This is a genomic window from Xanthomonas rydalmerensis, from assembly GCF_033170385.1.
In the GTDB taxonomy this organism is placed as follows: domain Bacteria; phylum Pseudomonadota; class Gammaproteobacteria; order Xanthomonadales; family Xanthomonadaceae; genus Xanthomonas_A; species Xanthomonas_A rydalmerensis.
Map to the genome: position 1 here is coordinate 4,704,493 of NZ_CP126170.1, position 24,863 is coordinate 4,729,355.

At 62.7% G+C, this 24,863-nt stretch carries 27 protein-coding genes; 2 read left to right on the forward strand and 25 right to left on the reverse strand.

Features of this window, described 5'->3' with window-relative positions:
- Window positions 1-35: 35 nt before the first annotated feature.
- The 4 genes from QN245_RS20070 to rocF form a co-directional block, all read right to left on the reverse strand.
- Window positions 36-251 carry a CsbD family protein gene (locus QN245_RS20070; RefSeq protein ID WP_010341025.1) on the reverse strand — a complete coding sequence of 72 codons (216 nt, stop codon included), beginning with the start codon at window positions 249-251 and terminating at the stop codon, window positions 36-38.
- A 183-nt stretch (window positions 252-434) separates the two neighbouring features.
- Window positions 435-569: an entericidin A/B family lipoprotein gene (locus QN245_RS20075; protein ID WP_160966335.1), complete on the reverse strand. Its 135-nt coding sequence runs from the start codon at window positions 567-569 to the stop codon at window positions 435-437.
- Between the two features lie 103 nt (window positions 570-672).
- Window positions 673-825: an entericidin A/B family lipoprotein gene (locus tag QN245_RS20080; RefSeq protein ID WP_160966333.1), complete on the reverse strand. Its 153-nt coding sequence runs from the start codon at window positions 823-825 to the stop codon at window positions 673-675.
- A 160-nt stretch (window positions 826-985) separates the two neighbouring features.
- A complete protein-coding gene (gene rocF, locus QN245_RS20085; protein ID WP_317844029.1) occupies window positions 986-1,909 on the reverse strand; it encodes an arginase in 924 nt (307 codons plus the stop codon).
- Window positions 1,910-2,073: 164 nt separating this feature from the next.
- Between rocF and QN245_RS20090 the strand changes: the two genes are divergently transcribed.
- Window positions 2,074-2,427, forward strand: coding sequence for a hypothetical protein (locus QN245_RS20090; protein WP_317844030.1), 354 nt, complete (start codon window positions 2,074-2,076; stop codon window positions 2,425-2,427).
- A gap of 426 nt (window positions 2,428-2,853) precedes the next feature.
- Window positions 2,854-3,060 carry a DUF4224 domain-containing protein gene (locus QN245_RS20095; protein ID WP_317844031.1) on the forward strand — a complete coding sequence of 69 codons (207 nt, stop codon included), beginning with the start codon at window positions 2,854-2,856 and terminating at the stop codon, window positions 3,058-3,060.
- Window positions 3,061-3,122: 62 nt separating this feature from the next.
- Here the strand turns inward: QN245_RS20095 and QN245_RS20100 are convergent, their stop codons facing one another.
- From QN245_RS20100 to QN245_RS20200, 21 genes are all read right to left on the reverse strand, one after another.
- Entirely contained in the window at window positions 3,123-4,160 is a 1,038-nt protein-coding gene (locus QN245_RS20100; RefSeq protein ID WP_317844032.1) for a P63C domain-containing protein, read from the reverse strand.
- Between the two features lie 522 nt (window positions 4,161-4,682).
- Window positions 4,683-5,171: a hypothetical protein gene (locus QN245_RS20105; protein ID WP_317844033.1), complete on the reverse strand. Its 489-nt coding sequence runs from the start codon at window positions 5,169-5,171 to the stop codon at window positions 4,683-4,685.
- Between the two features lie 272 nt (window positions 5,172-5,443).
- Complete coding sequence (locus QN245_RS20110) at window positions 5,444-7,507, reverse strand: right-handed parallel beta-helix repeat-containing protein (RefSeq protein WP_317844034.1); 2,064 nt, start codon at window positions 7,505-7,507, stop codon at window positions 5,444-5,446.
- Entirely contained in the window at window positions 7,504-7,995 is a 492-nt protein-coding gene (locus QN245_RS20115) for a hypothetical protein (protein WP_317844035.1), read from the reverse strand. Before QN245_RS20115 ends, QN245_RS20110 begins: the two co-directional genes overlap by 4 nt.
- Entirely contained in the window at window positions 7,992-8,285 is a 294-nt protein-coding gene (locus QN245_RS20120; protein ID WP_317844036.1) for a hypothetical protein, read from the reverse strand. The genes QN245_RS20115 and QN245_RS20120 overlap by 4 nt, the downstream gene beginning before the upstream one ends.
- Before the next feature lie 50 nt (window positions 8,286-8,335).
- Window positions 8,336-8,620, reverse strand: a complete 285-nt coding sequence (locus QN245_RS20125; RefSeq protein ID WP_317844037.1) for a hypothetical protein — start codon at window positions 8,618-8,620, stop codon at window positions 8,336-8,338.
- Window positions 8,617-8,955, reverse strand: a complete 339-nt coding sequence (locus QN245_RS20130; protein ID WP_317844038.1) for a hypothetical protein — start codon at window positions 8,953-8,955, stop codon at window positions 8,617-8,619. The genes QN245_RS20125 and QN245_RS20130 overlap by 4 nt, the downstream gene beginning before the upstream one ends.
- Entirely contained in the window at window positions 8,952-9,206 is a 255-nt protein-coding gene (locus QN245_RS20135; RefSeq protein WP_317844039.1) for a hypothetical protein, read from the reverse strand. Before QN245_RS20135 ends, QN245_RS20130 begins: the two co-directional genes overlap by 4 nt.
- Window positions 9,206-9,709 carry a hypothetical protein gene (locus QN245_RS20140; protein WP_317844040.1) on the reverse strand — a complete coding sequence of 168 codons (504 nt, stop codon included), beginning with the start codon at window positions 9,707-9,709 and terminating at the stop codon, window positions 9,206-9,208. The genes QN245_RS20135 and QN245_RS20140 overlap by 1 nt, the downstream gene beginning before the upstream one ends.
- A 26-nt stretch (window positions 9,710-9,735) precedes the next feature.
- A complete protein-coding gene (terL, locus tag QN245_RS20145) occupies window positions 9,736-11,394 on the reverse strand; it encodes a phage terminase large subunit (RefSeq protein ID WP_317844041.1) in 1,659 nt (552 codons plus the stop codon).
- A gap of 2 nt (window positions 11,395-11,396) precedes the next feature.
- Window positions 11,397-11,687 carry a hypothetical protein gene (locus tag QN245_RS20150; RefSeq protein WP_317844042.1) on the reverse strand — a complete coding sequence of 97 codons (291 nt, stop codon included), beginning with the start codon at window positions 11,685-11,687 and terminating at the stop codon, window positions 11,397-11,399.
- A 337-nt stretch (window positions 11,688-12,024) separates the two neighbouring features.
- A complete protein-coding gene (locus tag QN245_RS20155; RefSeq protein ID WP_317844043.1) occupies window positions 12,025-14,481 on the reverse strand; it encodes a hypothetical protein in 2,457 nt (818 codons plus the stop codon).
- The gene (locus tag QN245_RS20160) at window positions 14,471-17,446 is read right to left on the reverse strand and encodes a zeta toxin family protein (RefSeq protein ID WP_317844044.1); all 2,976 of its coding nucleotides are present in this window, start codon (window positions 17,444-17,446) and stop codon (window positions 14,471-14,473) included. The genes QN245_RS20155 and QN245_RS20160 overlap by 11 nt, the downstream gene beginning before the upstream one ends.
- On the reverse strand, window positions 17,443-19,533 hold the full coding sequence (locus QN245_RS20165) for a hypothetical protein (RefSeq protein ID WP_317844045.1): 2,091 nt from the start codon (window positions 19,531-19,533) through the stop codon (window positions 17,443-17,445). Before QN245_RS20165 ends, QN245_RS20160 begins: the two co-directional genes overlap by 4 nt.
- Window position 19,534: 1 nt before the next feature.
- Window positions 19,535-20,035, reverse strand: a complete 501-nt coding sequence (locus QN245_RS20170) for a hypothetical protein (RefSeq protein ID WP_317844046.1) — start codon at window positions 20,033-20,035, stop codon at window positions 19,535-19,537.
- A 3-nt stretch (window positions 20,036-20,038) separates the two neighbouring features.
- The gene (locus QN245_RS20175; protein WP_317844047.1) at window positions 20,039-20,491 is read right to left on the reverse strand and encodes a GNAT family N-acetyltransferase; all 453 of its coding nucleotides are present in this window, start codon (window positions 20,489-20,491) and stop codon (window positions 20,039-20,041) included.
- Window positions 20,491-20,937 (reverse strand): GNAT family N-acetyltransferase, encoded by a 447-nt coding sequence (locus QN245_RS20180; protein ID WP_317844048.1) that lies wholly within the window; start codon window positions 20,935-20,937, stop codon window positions 20,491-20,493. The genes QN245_RS20175 and QN245_RS20180 overlap by 1 nt, the downstream gene beginning before the upstream one ends.
- Window positions 20,934-22,544, reverse strand: coding sequence for a phage tail protein (locus QN245_RS20185; protein ID WP_317844049.1), 1,611 nt, complete (start codon window positions 22,542-22,544; stop codon window positions 20,934-20,936). Before QN245_RS20185 ends, QN245_RS20180 begins: the two co-directional genes overlap by 4 nt.
- Complete coding sequence (locus QN245_RS20190; RefSeq protein WP_317844050.1) at window positions 22,541-23,707, reverse strand: fibronectin type III domain-containing protein; 1,167 nt, start codon at window positions 23,705-23,707, stop codon at window positions 22,541-22,543. Before QN245_RS20190 ends, QN245_RS20185 begins: the two co-directional genes overlap by 4 nt.
- Complete coding sequence (locus QN245_RS20195; RefSeq protein ID WP_317844051.1) at window positions 23,707-24,312, reverse strand: phage connector family protein; 606 nt, start codon at window positions 24,310-24,312, stop codon at window positions 23,707-23,709. The genes QN245_RS20190 and QN245_RS20195 overlap by 1 nt, the downstream gene beginning before the upstream one ends.
- A gap of 77 nt (window positions 24,313-24,389) precedes the next feature.
- Window positions 24,390-24,851, reverse strand: coding sequence for a hypothetical protein (locus QN245_RS20200; RefSeq protein ID WP_317844052.1), 462 nt, complete (start codon window positions 24,849-24,851; stop codon window positions 24,390-24,392).
- Window positions 24,852-24,863: the final 12 nt, after the last annotated feature.

The following is a 24,863-nucleotide window of genomic DNA, read 5'->3' on the forward strand; positions in this document are numbered from 1 at the left end:
GCGGCCCGTGTCGTGACGATGGGACGGTGTGCGTCTCAGTCGTGGTATTCCTTGCCCAGGCTGTCGCGGAACGCGTGCACTTCCTTCTCGGCGCGATCGCGTGCCCAGCCGTAGCGCTCCTGCAGCTTGCCGGCCAGGTACTGGGTGTTGCCCTCGGCGACGTCGAAGTCGTCGTCGGTCAGGTCGCCCCACTGCGCCTTGATCTTGCCCTTGAGCTGGGTCCACTTGCCGGCAATGATGTCTTTGTTCATGGAATCTCTCGTGATGTGTAAGCGGCGCTGCACGCCGCTCGCGCAGCATCGCGCGGCCTGCGTCGCGAACCGATCAACATAGCGTCAGCGATGCATGAGCATCGCGAACCGTTATGCATCGCCGACGATCGCGCAAAAAAAACGGGTCGGCAAGCCGACCCGTTTTGGTGACCGAGCCGAGGCTCAGTTCTTGGCGGCGTCTTCGACCTTCTCGCCCGCCTTCTGCACGTCCTTGCCGGCACCGGCAACGGTGTTGCAACCGGCCAGCAGGCCCACCGAGAACATCGCCAGCAGCATCCACGCAAACGTACGCTTCATAGGTTCACTCCTTCATGGTCATGGAACGCGGCCACTACGGCCGCACGAAACTCGTGGATCGGTCGTCCGCGGGGCGTGTCGCCGCCGCGATCGACCGGGGCGCTCAGCACTTGCCCGCGCTGCAATCGTCCGCCTTGTTTTCCACCTTCTCGCCCGCCTTCTGCATGTCCTTGCCGGCGCCGGCAACGGTGTTGCAGCCGGTCAGAACGCCAGCGCAAAACAGGGTCAGCATCAACAGGGTGGTCAGTCGCTTCATCGTGGTCGTCCTCGGCAATCGCAGGTGGTCGGGTGGGCGGCGATAGGCGTCGCCGCGCTACCGTCTGGCGGTGAATCTGCCGTCACGACTGTGGATTTCACGTGAATGAACCGGCGACCCATTCAGGCAGCGGCGGCGCCACCCAGCCAGGCCGGGCCTCTCAGTCCCGCATCAGCGTCGACTTGCCGAACAGGCTTTCCACCAGGTCCACCGCCAGTTCCGCGGTCAGGTTGCGGTGGTCCAGCACCGGATTCAGCTCCACGATGTCCAGCGAGGCCATACGCCCGCTATCGGCGATCATCTCCATCACCAACTGCGCCTCGCGGTAGTTGGGACCGCCGGGAACGGTGGTGCCCACGCCCGGGGCGATGCTGGGGTCGAGGAAGTCCACGTCGAAGCTGACATGCAGGTGGGTATCGGCATCGAGCCCCTCCAACGCCGCCTCCATGGTCCGCTTCATGCCCATCTCGTCGATGTAGCGCATGTCGTACACGTCGACGCGGTGCTGCTTGATCAGCCGCTTCTCGTCCGGGTCGACCGAGCGGATGCCGATCTGCCGCACCTGCTCCGGCCGCAGCGCCGGCGCGCTGCCGCCGAGTTCGGTCAGCGCCTGCGGCCCCAGCCCGCACAGGCAGGCCACCGGCATGCCGTGCACGTTGCCCGACGGCGTGACCTCGCTGGTGTTGAAGTCCGAGTGCGCATCCAGCCACAGCACGCGCAGCTTGCGGCCCTGCTCGCGGCAGTGCCGCGCCACCGCGGTGATCGAGCCGATGCCCAGGCAGTGGTCGCCGCCGAGCACGATCGGCATGCGCCCGGCACGCAGTTCGGCATAGCTGGTCTCCATCAGCGCGCGGTTCCAGGCCACCACCTCGTCGAGGTGGCGGTAGCCGTCGACCGGCGCCTGCCAGGGATTACGCGGGCCATCGATGTTGCCGACGTCGCGCACCTCCACGCCACGATTGGCCAGCGCCTCGTGCAAGCCGGCGATGCGCAGCGCCTCCGGCCCCATGCGCGCACCGCGATGGCCAGCACCGATGTCGGTAGGAACGCCGATCAGGGACACCGGCAGAAAAGACGACTTCATGCGCATACGCTCCAACCAAAAAAGTGGCCCAGTCTAGCGGGACCGGCATGACACGACTCGCCGCGTCGCAGCAGGCGGCATGTACATTGCGGCTGCCAAAGGCGTGCGGTTGGACGCCCACGGCGCTGGCTGGCTAAGCTGCTCCGCCGTTTCTGGAGATCGCCTTGGAAAAGCCCTTGGTCGTGACCCTGGAGGCCGCGTTCGCCGGGCTCACGTTCCTTCCCTGGTTCGCGTGGGCGCACAACAGCCTCAACCCCACGCTGATCCTGCACGCGGACCACGTGGAGTACCGCGTCCTGCGCACGCGCACCCGCCCGTACCGTGAGATCGCCAGGGTCGACTATCGCAAAGCGTGGGGAACCGAGAACGTCGTGCTGGAGTTCCTGGGGGCGAAGACCACCTTCATCGCGAACACCGGACTGGTCCGGCGCACCAGAGAGGCCATCGCCTTGTTGCAGCGACAGGGTTGCCCGCTTTCCGCGCGTGCGCAGTCCTTGCTGTTACCGCGAAGCCCGTAGCGCAGCTTCCGACAGCGCACGGCGATCCAAGCGCGCTTCGGTTGATCGGCTGTTGCTTCGCACCTGCGCTGCGGCGTGCCTGCCACCTGCCGCGCCATCCACCCGGCTCGCGTAACGCGCAGTTGTTCCCGGCTCGAATGGATGTTCGTGAGCACGCGCAACAGAAAGCAAAAACCCGCTGTTTTTCAGCGGGCTGATGGCGCAACGCGGACATCCACAGATGCCGACGTAGCGGAAGATGGTGCCGCTTATCGGACACGAATCTCCTTGCGCCCCAAGGGCTGGCGGGGTGCCGTGTGCCTTTCGTGAGCCTGGCTATGCCTGATGGGACAGTCCCGGGGCCTGCCAAGGGGCACCGATCAGGAAGCGCAAGATCGGCTGACTGAGTGGCAATCTTGGCACTCCGGACACGCGCAAGGAGTAACGATGTCTCAGCTTTGCCTATCTCGCGACGAAATAGCCGAGCTTTGCCGCTCGCCCCAGCGTGCCCGGCAGGCTAGGTTCCTTCAGCAGAATGGGATACGGCACTACCTAGACGCGCATGGTTGGCCAGTGGTTTTGCGCTCTGCGGTTGAGCCGACAGAGAAGCAGAAGCCCTCCCCCCCAGCGTGGAAGTCCAACAAGGTTCCATAGCACTCGGCACCCTAGAGCAAACCCCACCGAAGCGCGGGTTTTAGTCTTAGGTTGGGTTATCGCTAAGGTTCGGTAGTATCGCTAAGTGGCAGATCCAAGTTATCCCCCTTCTTCTTCATGACTTGATCTACCATCCCCATAAACTTGTTCCAGCCCCATCCGTTTGCTAGGGCTAGGCGTTGCAACGTCAAAATTGACTGCAAGTGGCTGGCCAACATCGGGTCACCGACATCGCCCGTTAACCATTGGTGCAACTTGTTATCTCGATTGCCCTTCTCATCCTTTGGGCTTTTTTCTTCGAGTTCTTTCAACAATCCCGGAGCCATCCGCTCATATATCAGGTCGCGCGTATAGTGAGCCACTACGCTAAAGCGGTTCTTGCCCATGCCGGGCCAGGTCCACCCGCGCAGCTTGTAGATGTTCTCATAAAATTCATCTGGGAATTTTTTAGCCCAGACCGCCAGCTCCTTACGAACCAGCATCTCCAAGTACATTTGGAGAGCGTCTTTCGGCCTAACATCCTGGAAGCCTGTCGCTTCATCTACCAGCGCAACTATACCGACCTGCGCAAGCGCTCTGACCAATATTTCTGCTTGCTCTGCAACATGCTCTTGACGTTTATCCAGCGCATCGGCATCACGCGCCTGCAGATACACCTCGCAAACCCGGGGCAGCAACTCAGCGTCATAGCCAAACGCCCTGCCGCCCTTAGAGCGCAGGAACTCAACCTGGCTCGACGTCACAGCTAAGTCATTGGGTATGAAGGGTTTTAGGTTCTTTGCAGTGAGAAACGCGGGGAGATTGACGTCAGCATCATAGTGCCCTCGCCCCTTGGCTTGACGTGCCCGTCCCAAAGCCTTCATGACGCCGCTCTGAGTCAGTAAACGACGCCCATCTTCCAAGACGGCACAAGGGATTTCGATATCCCCAAGACGGATCATCCCTTCATGAGTGGCTTTAGGAAGGCCCTTGTTCTCATGCCTCACCGCCGCTGCTTTTTTTGCGATCTCGCGACGCCGCTCCGGAGTCAGTGATTCCGCTCTAGCTTTCCCTCCGGCTGATTGGGGCTTTTGGTCTTCGCCTTCTTCATCATTTGCCATAGCAAGCATCCCATTTGATCGTGCTTGCTTTTTTACTACCGCAAGCACGAACAGTCAACATGCTTGCATGGCCAGTCTTCACATGGAGGCAGGATGGCTTGGGCGGGAGCCGGGCAGTTCTAGCCTCGCAACACCCTTTCCAACCTCTTTTCCTCGCGCGTGGGCTGCATCACCTCGGCAGGGTGGAGACCGGCCTGAAGCTCGTGCCGTAGCCGTGAGGCGTGGGCGCAGGCCCAGCGCTCTACCGAACGCATTGCGGCCTCTCGGCTGCGGAAATAGGCGTGCGAATGCTTGGTCATTCGCTCATAGTGCCCGTTGACGTTCGCGATCCAGCGACCGTCTGGAAAGACGGTCTTGGACACCCCAGCGACAATCTTCCTACCGCACAGAAGCCAATCCTGCCCCCATCGGTTAGTAGGTTCCCACTCGAAGTCAGGAGGCAGTTCGTAGCGCATGCCAGCGATGCTACCGATGGCGGTCGCATCGCCAGAGACAGTGACTGAAAGATTCAGCCAGAGCGGGTCACGTGTTCGGCCTTGGGATGCTCGGCGTGCGCTTGTCGATGACGACGGTCTGAATGTACTCGCCGTTCGCGCCGTAGATCACCACGATACGAGTAGTGGCGTCGTCGTAGATGACCTGAGAACTGCAGGGGCAGGTGGCCGCGGCTGTCACCATCCCCATGGGCTGCTGCTTGTCGTCGCTGACAACCGCCATGGTCGTCTCGGCGGCGCGCCCAATCGGCAACGTGGACTGCACTCCCGGCGTCACGATGGTGACAGAAAGCACCTCATCCTTCAGCGAATTGACCTGCACATAGTCAAGGCCGTCTTTACTGAACTTGTACGCCTTAAACTTTGGCGACAGGCTGATGTTCTTGACACCGGCCGGCACGCTCTCGCCCAAGCCGGGGATCAGGTCTGCGGGGTTCGTCCTCTTGTTCGCGGCGTCGGCTGCGCTTGCATTGACAGCCAGCAGAATGGCGGGGAGAAGCAGGTTTAACTTGCGCACGGCAACTCTCCATGTTGGTGGGAATCCAAACGCTAAACCTGAGATGGTTGCCGTACAAGATCAACCCAGAACAGGTTGCTTGATGTCTACAAAATCAACCATGGCAGTTGGCGATCAGTCAGGATGCCGGGGTTGACGCTGCTCAGGCGTCGCGCGGGTTGAGCTGCCTGCGGCCCCGCGCCCAGCAAGGACATGCTGCCACCTATATGGGAATCCCAACATCGGCGAACAACGCGGTGCAATGTCGGGGATCTCCTACCCCTCGGCCGGCATTAGGGAACCCGCCACATGGCAGACCAATCGACGCCGATGCCGCCGGTGCCGGTGGGCTGATAGGAAACAAGGATGTCGCCTGACGAATGCTCGTTGCAGATGCCAGCGATAAAGTTGGAACCGGTATAGGCCGCTGCGGTGCCAGCCGCCTTGTTGCCACCAGTGATGGCCAGGCCGGGCGGTGGGGACACGCGCACCTGTGTCAACGTATTTGCCGCGGTAGCGCTGGCGCCGAAATTCCCGGAGGCGTATACCGTCTTGCCCACCTGCTCGAAGCAGGCGAATGAGTTGGTGATGCTGGTTGCGTTGGCGACATTGATGTAACTCGGCACCCAGGTGCCGTGGTCGGTGTCAACGCCCGCTACGCCCTTATTCTGCGTGTACTTGGACGCCGTGGATTTCAGCAGCGGGGCCATGGTGTACGTGTTCCCGACGAACCGAACCGCGCTGGTGTTGTCCATCTCCGCGCTGCCGGTCGTGCTGTTGAACTGGTTGAACGCGATGTCTGATTCGATCAGGCCGCGGATCCTGTAGTCGCCCGCCTGGTTCGAGTAGAACCGGTTGTGCGACACGTCGAATGCGTTGGGCGGCCCGGCCGAGTTGTCGATGTCCAGGCCGTACCCCTGGGCGCCAGTGATCGTATTTGCGATCAGCTGGATCTGCTTCACTGGACCGCGCGTCACAACACCACAGGAACCGGTGACGCCTGCGTCGCAGCCAATCCAAGAGTTGACCAGCTTGATTGCCTCCACGGTGTAGACGTTCGGCAAGTAGATGCCGTAACGGTCCACGTTGTCGATGATGCACTGCGCGATCTCGATCTCTAGGCCACCAGTGATCACGATGCCATGGCCAGAGTTCGGGTCGCTGGTGATCGACGGCGCCAGGAAGGAGTTGACGATGCGCAGGCCCTCGTTCTGGATCGAAACCTTGTCGATCCAGATGCACGTTCCGCCCTGGATGTGCGCCTGATCGATGACCGAGTTTCGGCCGTCGTTGATGTTGAAGATGCCGAAGTCGGACCCGATGATCACCGGGTGCACGATGCGCAGCGCCTGCGCACCATCGATCTGGATGCCGCGCTTCAGGTTGGCGAAGTAGCAATCGTAGGTACGGCAGAAGTCGGCGCCCAGGGTCAGGCCGGCGGTGGCCAAGCCACCCGAGTTGAGGAACTGAAGGGAGCGCACCTGCGCGTTGCTGCCGTTGGTGCGCACCATGGCGTTGACCGTGGCCACCGGCTTCAGGATCGACTTGATGCCACCGCCCGAGAAAGTGACGTCACCCGGGATGTTGAGCTGGGTTCCGATCGTCAGCGTGCCGTGGTCATGCATGAGGTGGCCGCGGCCCTTGCTCCCCATCTCCGACAGCAAGGCTTGGATGGCCGGGGCGTGATCGACCGTCGTGCTGCCATCGAGGATGGCGGCGTGCTTGGTAGGATCGATACCGCGCAGCACCGAGACGGGCGCGCCTTGGGCCATCGCGCTGGTGACCTGCAGGTACGCGGCCGATAGGCCATCGCGATACGCGACCAGGTCGGCACCCTTCCCCGGCGCATCCTGGGCAAGGTTCGGGCGTAGCAGCATGTCGCCGGTAAGCTGGGTGCTACCCGATTCGATGCTCTGACCATCAGAAGTCACCACAAGCGGCGCCAGCGGGATCAGTTCGCCGATGTTGCCGTTACCGGTGGCAGATGGCGGCAGCTTCAACGAACGGTCTACGTCGTCCGCGATCTGCTGCAGCATCATGATCGGGGCATCTTGATCGTTGTTCAGCGTGAAGCTGCGCAAGTCGCCCAGGTACTGAAAATCATTCGATCGAGCGAAAGGCATCAGGCGCCGACGCATAACGGTTTCGCCGCCGGCCATCGCAGCAGTGAACACGACTTGACCACCACCCTCATTGCCTACGCCGCTAACCGCATAGTGGACGCCAAGCGTCTTGGTCACCCCGTTTACCTGCACCTGCATGTCGGTGTCGGCAAGGATCTTGAAATCGTATGGGAACACCGTTGCGCCCGGGGCGGCGGTGCTTACGTTTCGCGGCGACTGCTGGGGGATCGTCATTGGATCACCTGTGGCTGCTGGATGGCTTGGTATCGGTCGATGGTTTCGTCTCGCTCGGACTGGGCGAGCTCGACGGCTCGTAAAGCTCGTGCTGCACTTGCCTGGCGTAGTCGGTCTTCTTCAGCAGCCTCTGCGGCAACGGCGGCACTACCGGACAGGCGGTTGGTTTCACAGCCTGCCCACTGCTTGCGCAGGCGGCCAAGCTCGGAATCGCGGCCAGCAAGAGCAGCCGCAATGCGCGCGTCGTAGTCATCATTGATCTTGTCCTGTCGGGTATCGGCGATATCGGCTGCACTTTGCGTCGCCGCCGCTTGCTTGTGTTCGGTCTCGCGGGCCTGCTGTTCAACCTGTAAGGCTTGCTTACCAGTTGCAGCCTCATTCCTGGCATCGGCCAGGTCGCACGTCTTGTCATTCCACTTCCAGCCGGCGAAGGCTGCGAGGGCCGTCCACACGACGAAAGCCGCGATGATTGCGAGGGTACGATTCACTGCCTTTTGCTCTCGTCTTGGATGTGGTCGCGGAGATCCTGGCGAAGCTGGATTACCTGCTGCGCCCGACTCTCATCGAGCCGCATCATTTCGGCCTGGCTCTCGTTTCGACGGTTCGCCGAGTTAACGTCAATCTCCCGGATCTTCTCGCCTAGACGCCCTTCGGATGCAGCAATCTCGGCCTTGAGTTCGCCCTTGACCGTGTCAACTTTGCTATTCGCCTGATTGGCGATGTAGCCGGTGACGGCAATGCTGCAAATCGCCGGCACAAGCGCAATGGCGATTGTCACCCACACGGCTGGCGTGAATCCCTGCGGTTGGCGTCGTGCCGGCCCCATCCTCAGTGCTCTAGGCGCTGCTTGATCCAACTACAGAACAGACCAAACGCTCCCACGCCCCAAAGGAGCTTGGAGAACCGATCCGGCACAACTCCCATGCCAAGCACCTGGGAGTAGAAGTCAGGCAGTGCGATGACAAGACCCCATGCCGCGGTGCTGTACTTCTTCAGCATGACGCGCCAGGACTCGACTCCCTGCGGAACGAGTGAGACCTTGGCCTTCGTGGTCGGCTGCGGCTGTGGTTCTCTCTTCGGCGGCTTTGTGATGATGGGGGTCGGGCTGCTCATTTGTCCTGTGCCTCTTGGTCAATTTTCTTGTCGCGCTGCAGTTCCTTGTCGATCGCCTCCGCGAACCGTGGCGCCAGCATGTAAACCGCTTTCGCATAGGCTTCGGACTGCTGGCTTCTCACGTTCATTTCAGCCAGCTTGCTGACGTTCCACCCGGTCGCGACGATCACGGCGCCCAGCGCGATACCGATTGCAATGCCGTTCCACATGCTGCCCATGCCCTGCACGCGCACGGTGTTGACGTTGTTTGACCCCGACTGCTTGTTCACGGCATCGCGCAATGATGCGACCTGGCTACTCAGTCGGTCTGCGACCTCTTCAAGTCGATGCGTCATCGCTGGCCTGCCTTGAACTCGCCCTTCATTTCGGCGAGCGTCTTCATCAGGTCGTTGCAGGTCGCGTTGATGGATTGCATGAGCTGCTTGACCTCGACAAGCTCAGGCTTGCGGACAAACTCGTCGGAGATCAGCACGCGCAGGTCACTCACCCGCTTAGATAGGCTCACGATGTAGCCCAGGGCAAAGACCACAAGCGGCATCAGCACACCGACCGCCACATTGATGATGATCTGCCAGTTGACTTCCATCACCCACCCCGCACGGTCTTGAGGGCAAGCGGGTAATTCTTCGCCCACCTGTCCCGATGAGGCTTTCCAGGCCGCCATGCATCGATGTACTGATCCCACGCCTCTTGCTCGTCGCCCAGCGCCGGCAAGGCCGTCGGAAGCGTCCACAGCAGCAGCCGGGCAAAGCCAGCCGCTAGCAGGTCGTCATGCTCAAGGGCTGCGAACACTGCGGCGATGGTCGGCGCTACGCCTCGACGCTCGCACAGTGCCCGCGCGCGCCGCTGGCTCGCCGAGTTGGTCAGCACGCCTTTGACGCCGCCGCCCTGCTCGAACTGCCATAGGCCATGCGCAGGGCCACCGACTTGGTGCCGATACTTCAGGCCGGATTCCTGCATCGACATGCAGAGCATCTGGACGCGAGCCGGCGGCGAGTCCATGCCATCGCCCAGGTCTTTGAGTGCCGGAACAATGATCTTGTTGAGCGCGTCGCTCGGCGATATTGGCAGTGGCAGCAACTGAGCCATTCGGCGCTCCGGCGTGGGAGCGGGCCTTATCGCTCGAATGTAGCCTCAAACGTCTGGCCCGCAGACTGGCGCCAATCCTGGGCGCCCACACCGGACGGAATCCCGCCATTCGCCCTTATGCGCTCCGGAGTCTCGGCGATTGCGCCTGCTGAGGAGTCCAGATAGTCGTCTGGCTGCACCGTTACGTCGGGTTTCCAATCCCGCATCTGCGGCCTGAACGGCCCGCGCAGCACGTCGATATGCGCCCACACCTGGCCGCGGGAAAGCAGCAGAGGTTCCCATGTCTCTAGGATGCGCTTGTTCTTATTCGCGGTGCTGTTGACCTCGACCACACCGCAGGCCGCAATCCGCTGCTGCTTCATCGCCGCCCGCAGCACTGCCGGCGCAAAGCCGCCAATCCCGTTGGTTTCCACGCTCACCCGGGGAAGGCTCAGGCGTTTGACCACCTCGCAGATGCGGTGCACCTGGCCGCCAATGATCGTCTTGCCGTCGGCTGCGAACTCGGCCACCTCGCCGGTCACGCCCTCTGCGTGGTGCAAGTAACGGCGCCCCGCATCGTCCTGAAATACCACGGTGAAGGCTGAGGCGTCCGAATGGATCTTGCCGCCGGAGGGGTCCCAGCGTGCGGCCGCGCCGACGATCTGGACATTGCCCAGGAACATGGCTACCGAGCCGTTGGCGTGGATCAGTCGCGGCTGCACGTCATAGGCGGTGATGCGATCAGGGTCTAGACGGACCTGCGTCACCGGCTTGGAGTGCAGTTGATACTGAGAATCCCATTCATTGATCGTGCGCGTTTCCCGCCTGCGCTTCACCATTTCGGCATGGTCGAAGCGCTCGGGCCATGCGGCGTCTGCATAGCAGTCGATCAGGTCGCCACCAGGGCTGGCCAGAATGATGTCCGTTCCAGCCACTTTGTAGTCATGCCCAGGGACCAGCATGCGTGCACCTTTGCCGATGCCAGAGAACACGATGTCCGGGACAAACCCGACTTGATAGACCTTCTTATCCGCTTTCTCGATCCGGTATTCCCGCCCAAACATTTTCACAATCAGCGCCTTGGCGCCAAGCGCCTTGATTTCCTCATAGATCGAATCATGCGTGTGCGGTGTCCCGACATAGAGCTTGGGCGCTCCTGGCACCGCGATGTGCACCTGCTCGCCAAGGCGATAGCGCAGCTTCTCGCGTGCCTCTGGCGTGGCGATGTTCTTTGGCACCTCGATGTCGTCATTCTGGACGAAGTCCGCACGCGAACTGGTTGTGTTCGACAGGATGCCTTTTGCATACATGCTGGCATTGCGGGGGTCGATTTCCGCGGCCCCGTTGACCCACCACTGTTCTACCGTACCCTGCCCAGCCGGCAGCATGCCGCGTGTCAGTGGGTGATGCCGCAGGACATTCTGTGTGCCGCGGCTGGTCTTGAGTGCGGTTCCGTCGGATTCGGACTGGTGCAAGATGCGGATAACGCGCCAGTTGTAATAGAGCCAGGCATTGAAAACTTCTAGGATCGTAGACTTGGCATGACCGCGAGGAAGCATCAGCAGGAACAATTCCCAGCCGCTACACCACGCTTCCTCAAGCCACGCGCAGGCCCGCACATGCAGAGGCGGGACATCCCAACCCATGCGCTCAGCCCACAGCATAAAGAACGCCAAGAACGAAATTTTAGGGGCGGAGCGCTCCATGCTCAGCCTTTGGCCATAACCCGCGCCAGCGCAGCGGCCGCGGCCTTCTCAGCGCGGTCGATCTCGTTCTGCGGATCGGGGTCGCCATCGCCAGGGGTCGCGGTCTTGTCGTCGCGCAGCAACTGCTCGACGCGTACCAGCAGGGCCACAGATTGCACCGCTGTTTTGCGGCACCACGCCGCATCGCCGCGCTCGTCCTTTGACATGTCCATCAGCGTTTTGCCGGCGCCGGCCCAGTTGTCCGGGTCGGCATCCAGTAGCACCGCCTCGGCTAGGCGCTCGCTCACTTCCATCAGTCGGATGCGTTGATCTTGGCGCATTAGTGACGCCTCCTTTTACTCTTGTAATAGCCAAAGAATCGATACCTACTGTTGACCATTAAGAACGGAGGAACAAGCAAGATGGGAAGGAAAACAAAAACAGTGAACGCGGCACATAGAACGCAACCGCGTTGCCACTGAATTGATGCACCCCATACGGAAAGGAACACCGCCAACGCAGCCCATGAGCCGGCAGCCAAAATGAAAAGGGCGCTTTTGAGTTTTGGCCGTGAATCTACAAACCTATAAGCCACTACTGACAAGATGAATAAAAGCGCCAACCCTGCAGACGGGTAGACCGGTTGATCCATTACTTCTCTCCAATGGCCTTTTCAAGATTTGGCGCGCGATTCGGCAGTGCGTCCTCGGGATCCCACCAGTATTCCTGCTCCCAGTCCTTGCGCGCCCGCTTCTTCATCTTGCGAAGGTAGCCGGGGCTTACCTGCTCCTGCAAATCGTGCATCACCAGGTGGTCGATTGCCGCACGGGCGTACCACAGATTGATGAAGGGGGTGTTCCCACGAACGAGCCGCAGAGCGTCCGCAGCCGCCTTGTCAGCGACCTTGTCGCGCTTGCTGGATGTGCCGGCCGCCGCGTAGCGCCCAAGATTGCCCACGGTGGCATTCGCTAGGTCTACGCCAGTGCCGACGATTGGCCCCAGCAGGTTCTGCCAGTTCGGCTGCCCGTTCCGTGACTCGCCGCCAAAGCCGGTGTAAAGCACGTCACCCAGGATGCCAAGCCCGCCACCCTGTGCAAACGCAGCCCCCCAAAACTTCCCGGTAGTCGCGTCGCGCGGGTCTTTGCCCTGCACAAGATCCTTGAGTTGCATCGACACCGCGCCGAACAACGGGAGCGCGGTCATCATGGCCACCGAGTAGGCGACGCGGCTGCCGTTGTTCGGTAGCTCCTGCAGGCGGCGCAGATGCTGGACCAGCATGCCAACCGGGAAGCTCTTGAACAGCATCACCGATCGCAACACCTCGCCACCAACCGTACCCGGGCGCGTACCCTGCTGGACCAGGGCGCGGGTCTGAATGTCGGGAGCGAACACAGCCATGCGCGCCTCCTGATCCAGATAGCCCAGCAAGCGGGCCGTTGCCCGGTTCTTGTCGGCCTCGCTAACCCCCTGAACCCCACGGATGCCGTCCTTCGTCAGCAGCGAAGAGCTACCCACTTGGGTTGGCTGTGCCTGCTGCCAGATGCGCCAGTCATCTGCGGTGACGCCGGCAGACTCAAACCGGTTGCGGTCGCCCTGCTTCAGCGCGTCCCAGTCGGTTGCGCGCAGCCGGTCAAGCGTGCCGGATAGCGTCAGCGCGAATCCTCGGCGCAGCGCATTCGTCCAGCCCTCCACGAGCGTGAGCCGCATCGTGGTGTTGGCCAGCTTCGCCGTCCAACCCTGGGCTAGATGGTCTTGGTGCCACCGTGCCATTTCGCCGGCAATCTCGTCCATGCCCAGCGCCAGGTCATGGGCGATTTCGCGCTTGTTCTTGCCCCAGCCCACGAATAGCGACTTGAGCGCTTCGCCCATTGGGATACCCGCCGACTTGGCGACCAGCACCTGCAGCGGTGCGTCCGTCAGCGCGGACAGCATCACCCCCTGCAGTTTGGTCGCCGTCGTGAAGTTGCGGATTCCCTGGCCGATGGCGGCAAGGTTGGCGCTAACCGGCTGACCGGTAACACCGTTGAGCGTGTCCCAAAGCATGTCCGCAGAGGTAAGGCGGACGAGACGGCCGCTCGCGTTGTCCCCCTGCTCCGCTAGATCCTTCAGCAGCCGATAGGTGCTGTTCGGGTTGGCCCCGAACTCTTCCATCAGGCCGATGGTCTTGGCCATCATGCCGACGTGGCCATGGATGGACTGCATCATGGAGCCGCGGCCGTATTGGCCCAGGTAGTCTAGGTAACTCTTGGCATCCGCGAAGTGGATCACGCGGTGCGCCTCATCGAACCGAGACGCGCGCGAGCCTCCGCGGCTCTGCCCGGGGATCATCTTGTTACGCCCCTCGGTGGACAGCGTGTCGTACACGCCGCCGAGCATGTCGGCCAGCTCGGCGTCATCCATCACCGAGCCATCAGCCTTGGTGTACCGATCACGGGCCAGCTTGCCAATGATGTCCTCTACCCACTTCTCCTTCCCCGCGCGGGAAATACGCCCCACGTCGTGCGGCTGCGGCAGGTAGCCATAGTCAAGCTTGCCGATGTCGGCGCCGGCCGCGTTCGCGCGCACGCGCATGTCTTCCAGCGTGTCGGTGTACGCCTTGGCCGCCTTGACCATTTCCGGCGAGTGGTTGCCGCCAGGCTCCATGACTGCACGGGCGAATGCCGCAATCGACTTGGGGTCATCCATCAGGCCGAAGAATCGCGGTTCCACCGCCTCGATCGCATCCACCAGCCCGGACATGGCCTCATTGCGCACACCTGACACGTAATCGTCCGCTTGGCGCAGGCGTTCAAACAGTGCCTCATGGAAGGGGGATTTCCCGCCCTTGGCCTGGGCGCGCGCCTGCAGCCTTGCCGCCTCCCGCGATTGGGCCAGCAGGTTGGATGCCCGGCGCTGGGCTGATACTTCAGCGGCTTGCAAAGCCTGCTCATGCGCCATCGCTGCCGCGGCCTGCAACCGCTGTTCGCCCGTCATCTGGCGCCATCGCGGTTCCGTGCGCGCGATCTCCCGCATGGCGCGCAGGATGTTGCCCTCGATCTCTTCAATCTCGCGCGCGGTCGGGGTGCGGCCGATGGCGGCAGCAACTTCAAGGACACAGTCAGGGTGCATCGGGGCCTCGGCGGATTGCGCAGTTGGCCGCCGCAGTCACGCCGCCAGCATCGCGCGCAGCGGCTTGGCGCTCGGCCTCGATGTCGGCCAGCGCTTCAGCGAGCGGGCGATAGATGGGATTGCCGTCGGCGTCGAAACCGTCGATTACGGTGGCGCCAGGGTTCTCGGAAACAAGCCGCGTGGCGGCCGCAAGCGGGGTCTCAGCGGCTGCCGCTACTTCTGAGACACGTTCCGATTGAGGTTGTCCACCAGCGCCTGTGCCCACTTCGGGGCTGGCTGGCCGCTCGGCTGCTTGGCCGGCGAATCCCCGGTACGTCCGCTCGTCAAGGCCGGCTGCGCGGGCTTCTTCAAGGGCTTGGTTGAGGCGTTCATGGAGTCCATTTTGATCCACCCTGGGGAGATCAGCAAGTGAAGAAGCGATGGCCGCCTTACCCTTGCCGCGGCTATTGTCGATGGGGACGATTTCGACGCGCTTGTCCCCGGCGTAGCGCTCGGCCAGCGCCTCCATTACACCACGCACGCCAGCATGGGTGCGGGCATGTTCCTGCAGCGGGACGGTGCGACCTGTCCCAAATTCGCGGGCCTGCCGCTGGGCGCGCGGAATGGCGCCAGCGGTCAGCGCCTCGACCGGGTCGCGGTACACATAGGCAATCCGCACGTCACGGCCAGCCTGTAGCGCCTGCTCGACCTTCTGCACCGCAGACGCCAGCGTGTTCATGTTGGTGTCGTAGATGATTTCCGGGCGCCCCATGGCGTTTCCGATCGCCTGCAGGCCGGTGGTCTTGCCTGCGCCAGTGCCGCCAGCGGTGAACATCACGACGGGATCAATCCCGGCCGGGGTCGGTTCGGCCAGCTTGCGCTCATAGAGCATCTTCACCGTGTCGCTTGCCGCCTCGTGCACGTCGGCGCTGCGCGTGCGGTCGGCCAGGTACTCGGGGGAAAGCTCCCGCGCGGTGTCGGTATTGAGAACCACGCCGCCCTGCGACTCCTTCAGCGCCGCATAGTCTTGCGCCAGTTGGTCAGGCTCCCTGACGAGCCGTTCCCGCAGCGCCTGGCCGGCTGGGTTGGTATCGACCAACTCGCCATCTGCCTTGACACCGCCGCGGCGTGCGCGGGAATCCCACGTATCCACTACCTGGGCCTTGGTCTTCCCCTTCAGGTAGGGGTTGGCCTCGATCTGCTCAGGCGTCAGGATGCGATCCACAGGCGTGTCGGCAGCAGCCGCGGCAAAACGCACGCCGACCTGCTGTCCGAAATGGTGTGCGGCGTACAGGTTTTGAATCGTGGCGTCCTGGCCAGCGCGCGCCAGGGCTGCGGCGTTCTCGCGGTCCAGAGCCGTGGCCATCTCACCTGACTTTGCCGGATCTGAGCGCGCGGCCAGGATCTGCTCCTGCGTCATGCCCTCAGCCCAAGCCGGTTGCTCGGCGGACACCATGCGCAGCCAGGTTCCATCCGTGAACTGGTCGATGCCCATAGCCGAACTGGTCGGCGATTGAGCATCTGGCCGGCCGCCGGATTCAAGGATTCGGCGATATGCCGCATACCCCTGGGGTTGCGCGGCTGCCAGAGAACGGGGGCGAGTCCCGCCCATCTGGACGGCCAGGTCAATGAGCGCAGCGTCGCTGTCCATCTTGCCCAACTTGTCCTGCAGCTTCTTTAGCTCGGTGGCATAGGCGGTCGAATTGCGCGCGCCATCAAGCTTGGTCTTAATCGCGATCTGCTCTTGCGCAAGGGCCGCAATGTCCGGCGCTGCCGCAGGGTCAGACCTCAAGACCCCGTCGCGCTTGAGCGCATTTTCGCGACGCAGAATGTCCCGGATCTCTTGATCGCGTGCCTGCAGTGACTGCAATTCCTCCTTGGGAAGCCTGCCGGCTTGAGACAGGTCGGTAAGCTGCTGCAACCGCGAATCGATCACGCGCCCAGCGTCCGCGCCCCCGATGGCCTGGGCCAGCTCGGGCCGCAGCAGGTAGTCGCCCGGGTTGATCTGCGCCGCAACATCGACCTTCTGCCCCGACAGCACTTGCTGCATGGCCGCGGTCAGGGCGCTTTGGTGCTGAATGTCGGCCGCGGGAGTCAGTGGCTCGCCCGGCATGGTCCCCCGCTCGATGTGGTCCGCATTGCGCGCCACCAGCACAGCGTCACGCTGCGCGGGTGGCACCTTGGCTGCACCGACGTGGGCGGCGCCACCGAACGCCAAGCCCATCATCACGTCAAGCGCGCGCGAATAGGGGTCTTTCGGGTTGTAGCTTTCTGCCTGGGCCTCGTATCCACCTGCGCGCAGGGCGGCCCCACTGGCAGCGTCTGCGCCGATGCCAAGCGCGAGGTTGGAACCGGCGCCCGTGGCCAGCCGAGTGGTCAGCGTCGAACCGAAAGCCGCGGGCAATCGCATGCCGGCAGCGTTCACCGCAAGGTTGACGCCACCCACCGCCATGGCCGTTTTCGCGTCCACGCCCTGGCGCACCAACTCGGTGGACGGGTCCAGGCCAGAAGACGCCAGGAACACCCCTGGCGTGCCGACCATCTGCGGCACCGAGCCGGCCACGTTGCCAATCAGGTTGATGGCCTTGGCCGTTCCGCTCAGGGTGACAGGGTCCGGCGTCCAGTAGTCCACGGCGCTATTGCCGACACCCTCGACCACGTCGCGGAAGTAGGCATCCTGCGTCGCGGTCGGGTTGGCTTGCGGCTTCTGCTGGATGCCTTGGCCTTCCAAGAACGCGCGAGTCTCGGGTGTGGCGAATGACGACAGGTAGGAGTCCCGCGCGCCTGCTGCTGGGGCGCCCGCCATCAGCAGGGAGCGCCCCGCGGCAGCCGAAGGCCGCATGAAACCCTTAAGGGCTTCCAGCGTTCCGTCCAGACCCTCCGGGGTGTTGTAGTCGTAGGGCTTGGCGCCCAGCTCGTCCAGCATGCGCGTTGCCGCGCCCAGGTCTTCCAAGTCCTGCTGAGTGTCGATCTGCGGCCCGGTCACTGGTCACCCCGCATGCGGATCAGCAACGGCTGCCCGCGCTTGTCCACCAGCGGCTGCATGCCACGGGTCAGGATGTAGACGCCATCGCGGCCGGGAACGTTGAGCAAGCCGACATTCCCAGGGTTCTCGATGCCGGCGGCTTTGAACCGCGCGTCAATGTACGTTTCCGCGTGATCCTCAAAGCGATCTGACGACATCCCCCAAGGCGGGATAACATCGCGGCCGCCAACCCTGGCCGGCTCGCCGACCACCGCCGCGATGGACTCGCGCAGCCGCTTGCTATTCAGTTCGCCAGACATGTCGCCCGCATCCACCGACTTGGCGGCGTACACCGCGCGCACGGCCTGATTGGCAGTTCGGTAATCGGTGGAGCGGCCGGCATAGGCGGCCCCAACCGCGTCGGCGATCTCTGCATCTAGGTCATTGTTGGAAGGCATCTTGATCCGGGCACCCTTGCCGTCTTCCTTCGCCTCTGCCTTGCCCGGGTTCAATAGCGCCTCGCCGCGTACCATCAGCATGGCGACATTCCCGGCATCGGCGCCGGGCGTCCCCTTGGTAACACCGCCGCTGTTCGTGTCCTGCTTGGCGTAGATGCGGCCGGCCAGCGCGCGCACTGGAGAATCCGGCGCGATCTGCTGAATGGCCGCCTCGTAGGCGTCCGGGTCGTTGATTGCGTGGCTCAGTCCACCGAACAACTGCAATGCCCCCTTGGGCGGCATCATGTTGATAGCCGCTGCCATCATGCTTGCCTCGCCAGGCAGCAGCGGCGAGTTCCCGACCTCCGAACCATACTGCTTGCGCATGGCACGGATGGTCACCATGCGATCGGCAAACTGGGTTTGCGCCTTTGACACGTCGCCGGCAGACAGCGCATTTACGTCCAGCGGCTCGGCCGGCTCGCCCGTCCGGTTGGCGTTGAACAGGAGCGGTGCATCGCGCAACTGCTTTAGGTTCGACTCAATGCCGTTTTGCAGCCGGCGCAAGTTCGCCTGTTCCTGCACCGTCGCACCGTCGCGCTGCTGCTTGGCCTGCAGCTCGGCAACGTAGGCGCGCTGCTCAACTGGCGGCTTTTGCATGACCTGGCGAATCTCGATTTCGTCTTTCACCCGCTGGCGAAACTCAGGCTCATAGTCGGTTCCTTTGACAGCGTCCGCCACGCTCTGCAAGTAGTCCACGGGAGCCGGAACACCGCTGGATACCTGCCGGTCATAGCCGTCCATCGCGCGTTTGGCGGTAGCGTCCTTCTTCGCTTCTTCGTGCTGGGCCTTCGCTTCCAGCCGGGACTTGGCCGTAATGACCTGAGACAGCACGGCGTTGCGCTTGTCGGTGTCCAGCTTGTTGGCGTAGTAGCCGCCATCATCCGTCAGGTCGCGCTGCAGGTTGTCCAGCCCCTCCACGTTGTCCACGTTCGACAGGAGGCGGGACTTGGCCTGGTTCGACCAATTCGTGTCCTTGAACTGCTGCACCCGCGCGGTGATGGTCGCCTCATCCAAGTTCGCCTGACGGGCAAGCGGCACGAACGCTTCAGCCTGCTGATTGATCTTGTCGATGTCGGCATTCGGGTCGCCGGCCAGCTTGCCCAGCTTGTCCAGCGTCAAATAAAACTGTGACTTGAACTCGACACGCTGAGCGCCCTTGGCCAAGTTCTGCACGGCAAGGCTGCCCGTCTGCACCGAGCGCTTGAGGCCAGAGCCAAACCGCTCGGCGTCGTCAGGCTGAAGCCCCGGGATGTCGGGGCGCTGTAGCTTGCTGACCTCGGTTTGGTAAGCGTCGCCGGCCTTGCGCCAATCCAACGTCCCATCGTTGATCTGGTTGGCGATGTTCTCGGTGATCGACTTGGTGGCAATCTCTTGGTCAAGGATTGCGTTGGCCGCCTTTGCACGCGCCAACGAGTCGGATTCCTCGCGTTCCTTAGCCGCCATCTGGCCGGCAGCGCTAAGCAGCCGACCGCCGGCCTGCATGCCCGTCTCGCCCAGGCCCTGCAGTGCGCGGGCTTCTGCCAGCGCGCCGGAGTTGTCCGCGGCACCAGTTCGCACCGGAGCCTGCACGCTCGGCAGGACAAAGTTGCCCTGTGGGATGGTGGCCATGTTAGGAGTCTCCCGCTCGCTTCCAATTCTTGCCGTAGTAGCTCGTTGCGTTGCTGGCGCCCGAAAGGAGGGTGCTTACCTGGGACACGCGGCCAGCCGAGCGCGCAGAGGATGCACCGATGCGGCTTGCGTCAGCCTGCTGATTGAGCCTCGATGCCGCATCAGTGCCACCCACTAGCGTTAGGTAGGCATCCTCTCCCGCGACTTGGTCTATGTTCTCGTTGATCTTCAAAGCAGACGAAGAGTTCACGTCTACGCCAGATGCGGCCGCTGCCGCGATGGCCGCTGCCTTCTGCTTCTTCGCCGCACGCCTGATTCGGTCTGCCTCGACCTGGGCAGCGCCTTGTGCCGCCTTTGCATCGGCCGCCGCCTGATCTGCCGCGAACTTCTCGTTGGCAGATTGCTGCTTAGCTGCCGTGTCCTGGGCATAGAGGGCGGCGCCAGTGGATGCGGCAGTGACAGCTAGGCCGATCAGCGCGACGGTAGTAGTTGCAAGTGCCATGGCTTAGACCTCCGCCATGTAGGTGGATTCGATGTGCCGGAAGCCGCTACGCACCAGCAGGTCACCGACCTGGCCGGGGGTACTCGATAGCGTGCTCATGGTTTGGATGCAGGCCCCGCGTTCGCTAGCCTCTGACTTGGCGCGGCGCATCAGCAGAAGACCGGCGCCGGTACTTCGCGCATCGTCGTCCACCCACCACATAACCTCTGTGGCTGTCTTGAATTTCAGGTTGAGGGCGAACGGCGCCACAATGAAGCCGAGCATCCCCACCGCCTCGCCGCCGGCTTCAGCGATCAGGAGAAACCCGTTGTCGATGACGTGGGCAGCCATGAGGGCTGCAGAATCGGGGCAGTAGTCGATGAGAACGGCATGCTGGGAACGCGGGTAGAACCGCTCACCCATGGCGACGATCACAGGAATGTCGGCGCGAGTTGCCAGGCGGACAGAGGCGCGCATCAGTGCTTTTCCTCAAACAAATGGCCGACGTGCTGGAAGCCCAGCCGCTCAAATAGCCGGGTGCTGGTCGCGAGATCCACGCCAGTGGTGATGCCAAGCAGCACCGAATCGGCGCCTCGTTCGTGCGCCCAATTGCGATACTTGTTCAGCAGGCGCGCAGCCGTCAGGCCGCCGCGATGCTCGGGCGTGACGTACAACGCTAGGTCGCAGGATTCGCGCGAGTCGGTGCACCAGTGATCCTGCACCATCCCCATGAATCCGCCGATGATTCGACCGTCGTCCTCGGCCACCAGCGCGATTCCGTCCGGGTCATCGATCAGCCACGCAAGCAGTTTGCGCACCTTCTCGGTGTTCCATGGCCGGCTTCGGAAGCGGCTCTCTTCGTGCATGGCTTCGCCAAGCACCAACATGGCCGGGATGTCGGAGTGGAGAGCGAACCGGATCATCCTTGGTTCACCGTGTAGCTAGTGACCACCGCCAGCAGGTGAAACGGATAGGGCCGTCGCTGCTCGATCAAGGTGATTCCATCGGACTTGCCTACTACGCTGATCGGCTTATCGCCGGTGTATGCCTGCGGGCGGCTGTCCAGCACCTCAGCGCCTAGCCCGACAAATGCGACTGCCTGGTTGTCGATCGTGCAACCGATCGTGTCGCGCAGCCGAACGATGATCTTGTGAATGGTCATGGACGATGCTTGAGAACTGCCTGCACCGCCGGAGATTTCCGGCTTTAGCGTCCTGACGCGGGTGACGTAGTTCAGGCCGATTTCGATTTTCTTGGCCGGTCGCTCGATGGTGATCTGTCCACCTGTGACAACGCGCTTTTCAAGCACGATCCCATCGCCAACAACATCAACCTGCCGCCCCTCTATATGGCTCAGGCCACCCCACACCGTGGCACCAACTTCGCTCTGCCCCGTCACGGCGCAGTCGGTCAACAGGGCCGGGTCGAACATTTCCACGTAGCTGATCGACTGCCCGTTGATGACTCGCCGCACGACAGCAAAGAGCCGCCAGCCGTCGCTCACAGGGATGGCGGCAACCGACTGCACCTCTCCTTGCGTGATCTGCCGCGCGAAGGCGAAAACGTCTTGGTCTCGATCGGCCGTCAGAGTGGCAAGGACGCCATCATTGCGGCAAATCCAGACGGTGGAGTCCGGCTCTGCCAGGTAGGCCATGCCGGCCACACCGCTCTCGGTGATGTGTTCGGCAAGCACCGAAATGTCGGGCGCGCTGTAGGCGTCCGTGTCGTACTTGTCCGGTGACAGGGCGCGGATCTTCCGGCCCGCCCGCTGCACCATGTAGACCTCACTACCGATGCGAAGCGGGGGAACCTGTGTGCAGCCGTAGGCCGACTGATCCCGAATGTCGATGTTGGTAGGCGTGATCGGCTTTTCCTGCCCGCCGCGCACGCTGTATTCGGCGCCAGTGGTCAGCGCGATGAGGCCGCGGGTCTGTGCCAGATGAAGGATGGCATTGGGCTGATCCGATGCGATCTCATACGAAACCGCGTCCGTGTCATCAGGCCCTAACAGGAAGTCGAAAGATTCCCCGATAACGGAACCCCACAGGGTCTGCGGGAAGCCGGGCGAGCCACCCAGCCAGAGCCGCTGGCTGTTGAACGTGCCGCACCGCGGATACCCGTAAATGCCACCCCACATGGAACCCTTCAACGTCCATGCGAGCGGCGGCGCCGCGACAGCGCTACTAAGGGCGCGCTCAATTACGGCAGATGCGGCCGTTGCACTCGACTTGCCAGTGATGCGACACAGGCCACCATTGATTTCGACATACTTGCCGATGTCCTCATCACGCCACCCGGCAACGGACAGGGTAAGCGTGATCGTGACGCCAACGGTTCCCTGCGTACTCGGGGTGCACGTTGCCATGGGCGATCCAAGAATCGTCCATGTAAAGGCATCATTGGTCACGGATGGGAACGCCTGATCGATGCGAACGGTAACGTTGTTGGCGTTGGTGTAGCCAGTGATCTCTCCGCGGCCGCCTCCGCATTCGATAAATCGACCGACATCCGCCGGCATGAAGGGAATCATGGCGGCGTCCCGTGCGAGGTGTAAATGTTCACGTCAACGGTGCCGGTGGCTCCCGATGCGTCAGTGGCGGTGCAGCGGAAGGACCGGAAGTTCTCAGTGTTGGTCCCAGTCGATCGGTAGATCATTTGCGCTTGGTTTGCCACGTCAAGCGATATGCGCGTGGTGCCAGCGATTGGCGCCCACAAGTAGCTGTAAGGCGCAATGCCGCCGCTTGCCGTGGCAGTCGGCCCCGGGACGCCCGTCCGAGTTCCGTTCGGGAATGAATTAAAGTCGTCCAGCGGCGCAGCGGTAACGCTGATCTGAGACCCGGGTAGCGACGCATTAGGCGTTACAGCCCCCGTAGGGGCAGACGCGGGGCTGGTGCCAAACGCATTCGACGCAGTAACCGTGAAGGTGTAAGAGACACCATTGGTCAGGCCGCCGACACGCACGGGTGAGGCACTGCCGGTCCCGGTGATGCCTCCGGGATTTGACGTGGCCGTGTAGCTGGAAACCGGGGCGCCGCCCGACGACCCAGGCGGGGAAAAGGAGACGTTCGCGGCTGCGTTGAGTGGGGTTGCGCTGCCGATCGTCGGGGCACCTGGCGGAGTGCCCGCGCCGGCCGCAAACGACCTGCCAGCGCCCGGAGAAACATCGGAAATGGTGAGCGTAGAGTCAGGCAGATGGCCATTCTCCGCGAATGGCTCAGACACCCACGGCACGGGACCGATTGACCACTGCGTCGCATTGAGACGCCGCAGGCGCTGGGTCGGCACATTGGGGTGAAACAGAAGCATCGTGTCGGCCTTCTGCGTGTACGTGATTTCAGCCAGTTGGTCGCGGCTGTACGGGCTAACCAGCTCAAGCGGCGTCAGGCCCGCATTGAGGATCACCGCGCCAGTGTTGGTGTAGAACCGCACGTATTGGTGGCCAAACTCCAACATGAAAGACTGATCGACGTTGAAGATATAGCCGATCAGGATTGTGCCTTTGTCCTCGTTCAACTTTGCAGGCGCGCAATAGCGCGAGCCGGCGCGGCGGTCCACGCCACCGTGCACAACGGGGATGCCGTTTTCGATGATGTCGGCGCCGTTCTGATAGCGCGCGATGTCCTGCCGACCCTTCAGCCGCGGCGAGATTTCCCCCGCGGTAAAGTTGGTCTGCATGATGTCGATTTTGGCCATCAGCGCGTCCCGCCCCAGTAGCCGAAGCGCGACGCAAGCAGCACCGAGCCACCCAACGTTTCGCTAGGATCGTCCTGCGCGTCGGCGGTCCTGGCCTGCTGGATGAGTCGAAGGAACTCAGCTTCTAGGTCTTGCTTCATAGATGCCGACTTCGTGAGCGGATAGCACATGGCCTCCGCCATAGCGACCTCTGCAGCCTCGACCAGCGCCGCGTCCCAGGTAGGAACGTTGGTGTTGTCGTAGATATAGACCAGCGGTAGTGCGCTCTCGTCGCACACGACGTATCGGCCTTCAGTCCGCCACCGGAAGGTGCACTCTTCCTCAGTGCCAAGTTGCAGGGTCTTGAGCCAGTCGGCCGGCAGCAGGTAACGATAGGCGAACCCGAAAGCGGGCGCGGTCGCATCCGGGGACAGCAGCACGCGCGAGGTGGCGCAGTTCCAACTGTGTTTGCGCAGCACGGTTTGCCGGACGGTCGGCCACAGGTTGCGGGCCAACCGGGTCGCATCCAAGTTGGAGCCGTCTACGTCTGCCTCGTCAAAGCTGCTGATCGTCGGACCACCCAGACGAAGGCTGGCGTTGGAACAGATGCTGATTTCGGTTGCCATGTCCCTTACCTACGGAAAAGGGCCGCCAACCCGTGAAGGTGGCGGCCCGTCGTGTCACCCAGCGAACAGCACCCCGGTCAGTCCATGACGTAGGGCAGGCGAAGGGTGATGACCTGGCCAGCCGCCAGAGCCGCGCCCGCCACGGTGGAGATCAGCGTGCTGTTGTTGGTGGAGTTCACCGACTGGTCCGAGACCACGAAGCCGGCGACACCGTTGGCGGTCGCGGCCTGCGGAACTGCGGTGCCGGCAGCCGCCACCGACGTTGCAGCCAGGTGGCGAGCGGCTGACGCGGCATCACCCAGGTTGATCGTGGAACTGGCGGTTCCGGCTGCGAAGTTCAGTTGCCCCAGGTGACCGATGATGCGAGCACCGACCGGGATGGAACCCCAGGTGATGGTGTCCGCGACAGCCAGGCCGGCAGCCGGCACGGTGAAAGTGGACTCGAAATAGCGGATGCGTCCATGCAGGACGTTGGTCTGCGCGCGCTGCGGCGGAGTGTTTGCCGTGAGCGCCTGCAGGGTTGCGTTGTAATTGGCCATGCCGATGACTCC

Bases quoted from the DNA above. Each gene is read 5' to 3' on its own strand.
- QN245_RS20070 (WP_010341025.1), bottom strand. From the start codon at position 251: ATGAACAAAGACATCATTGCCGGCAAGTGGACCCAGCTCAAGGGCAAG.
- QN245_RS20075 (WP_160966335.1), bottom strand. From the start codon at position 569: ATGAAGCGTACGTTTGCGTGGATGCTGCTGGCGATGTTCTCGGTGGGC.
- QN245_RS20080 (WP_160966333.1), bottom strand. From the start codon at position 825: ATGAAGCGACTGACCACCCTGTTGATGCTGACCCTGTTTTGCGCTGGC.
- rocF (WP_317844029.1), bottom strand. From the start codon at position 1,909: ATGAAGTCGTCTTTTCTGCCGGTGTCCCTGATCGGCGTTCCTACCGAC.
- QN245_RS20095 (WP_317844031.1), top strand. From the start codon at position 2,854: ATGTCTCAGCTTTGCCTATCTCGCGACGAAATAGCCGAGCTTTGCCGC.
- QN245_RS20100 (WP_317844032.1), bottom strand. From the start codon at position 4,160: ATGGCAAATGATGAAGAAGGCGAAGACCAAAAGCCCCAATCAGCCGGA.
- QN245_RS20110 (WP_317844034.1), bottom strand. From the start codon at position 7,507: ATGACGATCCCCCAGCAGTCGCCGCGAAACGTAAGCACCGCCGCCCCG.
- QN245_RS20125 (WP_317844037.1), bottom strand. From the start codon at position 8,620: ATGAGCAGCCCGACCCCCATCATCACAAAGCCGCCGAAGAGAGAACCA.
- QN245_RS20130 (WP_317844038.1), bottom strand. From the start codon at position 8,955: ATGACGCATCGACTTGAAGAGGTCGCAGACCGACTGAGTAGCCAGGTC.
- QN245_RS20135 (WP_317844039.1), bottom strand. From the start codon at position 9,206: ATGGAAGTCAACTGGCAGATCATCATCAATGTGGCGGTCGGTGTGCTG.
- QN245_RS20140 (WP_317844040.1), bottom strand. From the start codon at position 9,709: ATGGCTCAGTTGCTGCCACTGCCAATATCGCCGAGCGACGCGCTCAAC.
- terL (WP_317844041.1), bottom strand. From the start codon at position 11,394: ATGGAGCGCTCCGCCCCTAAAATTTCGTTCTTGGCGTTCTTTATGCTG.
- QN245_RS20150 (WP_317844042.1), bottom strand. From the start codon at position 11,687: ATGGAAGTGAGCGAGCGCCTAGCCGAGGCGGTGCTACTGGATGCCGAC.
- QN245_RS20155 (WP_317844043.1), bottom strand. From the start codon at position 14,481: ATGCACCCTGACTGTGTCCTTGAAGTTGCTGCCGCCATCGGCCGCACC.
- QN245_RS20165 (WP_317844045.1), bottom strand. From the start codon at position 19,533: ATGGCCACCATCCCACAGGGCAACTTTGTCCTGCCGAGCGTGCAGGCT.
- QN245_RS20170 (WP_317844046.1), bottom strand. From the start codon at position 20,035: ATGGCACTTGCAACTACTACCGTCGCGCTGATCGGCCTAGCTGTCACT.
- QN245_RS20175 (WP_317844047.1), bottom strand. From the start codon at position 20,491: ATGCGCGCCTCTGTCCGCCTGGCAACTCGCGCCGACATTCCTGTGATC.
- QN245_RS20180 (WP_317844048.1), bottom strand. From the start codon at position 20,937: ATGATCCGGTTCGCTCTCCACTCCGACATCCCGGCCATGTTGGTGCTT.
- QN245_RS20185 (WP_317844049.1), bottom strand. From the start codon at position 22,544: ATGATTCCCTTCATGCCGGCGGATGTCGGTCGATTTATCGAATGCGGA.
- QN245_RS20190 (WP_317844050.1), bottom strand. From the start codon at position 23,707: ATGGCCAAAATCGACATCATGCAGACCAACTTTACCGCGGGGGAAATC.
- QN245_RS20195 (WP_317844051.1), bottom strand. From the start codon at position 24,312: ATGGCAACCGAAATCAGCATCTGTTCCAACGCCAGCCTTCGTCTGGGT.
- QN245_RS20200 (WP_317844052.1), bottom strand. From the start codon at position 24,851: ATGGCCAATTACAACGCAACCCTGCAGGCGCTCACGGCAAACACTCCG.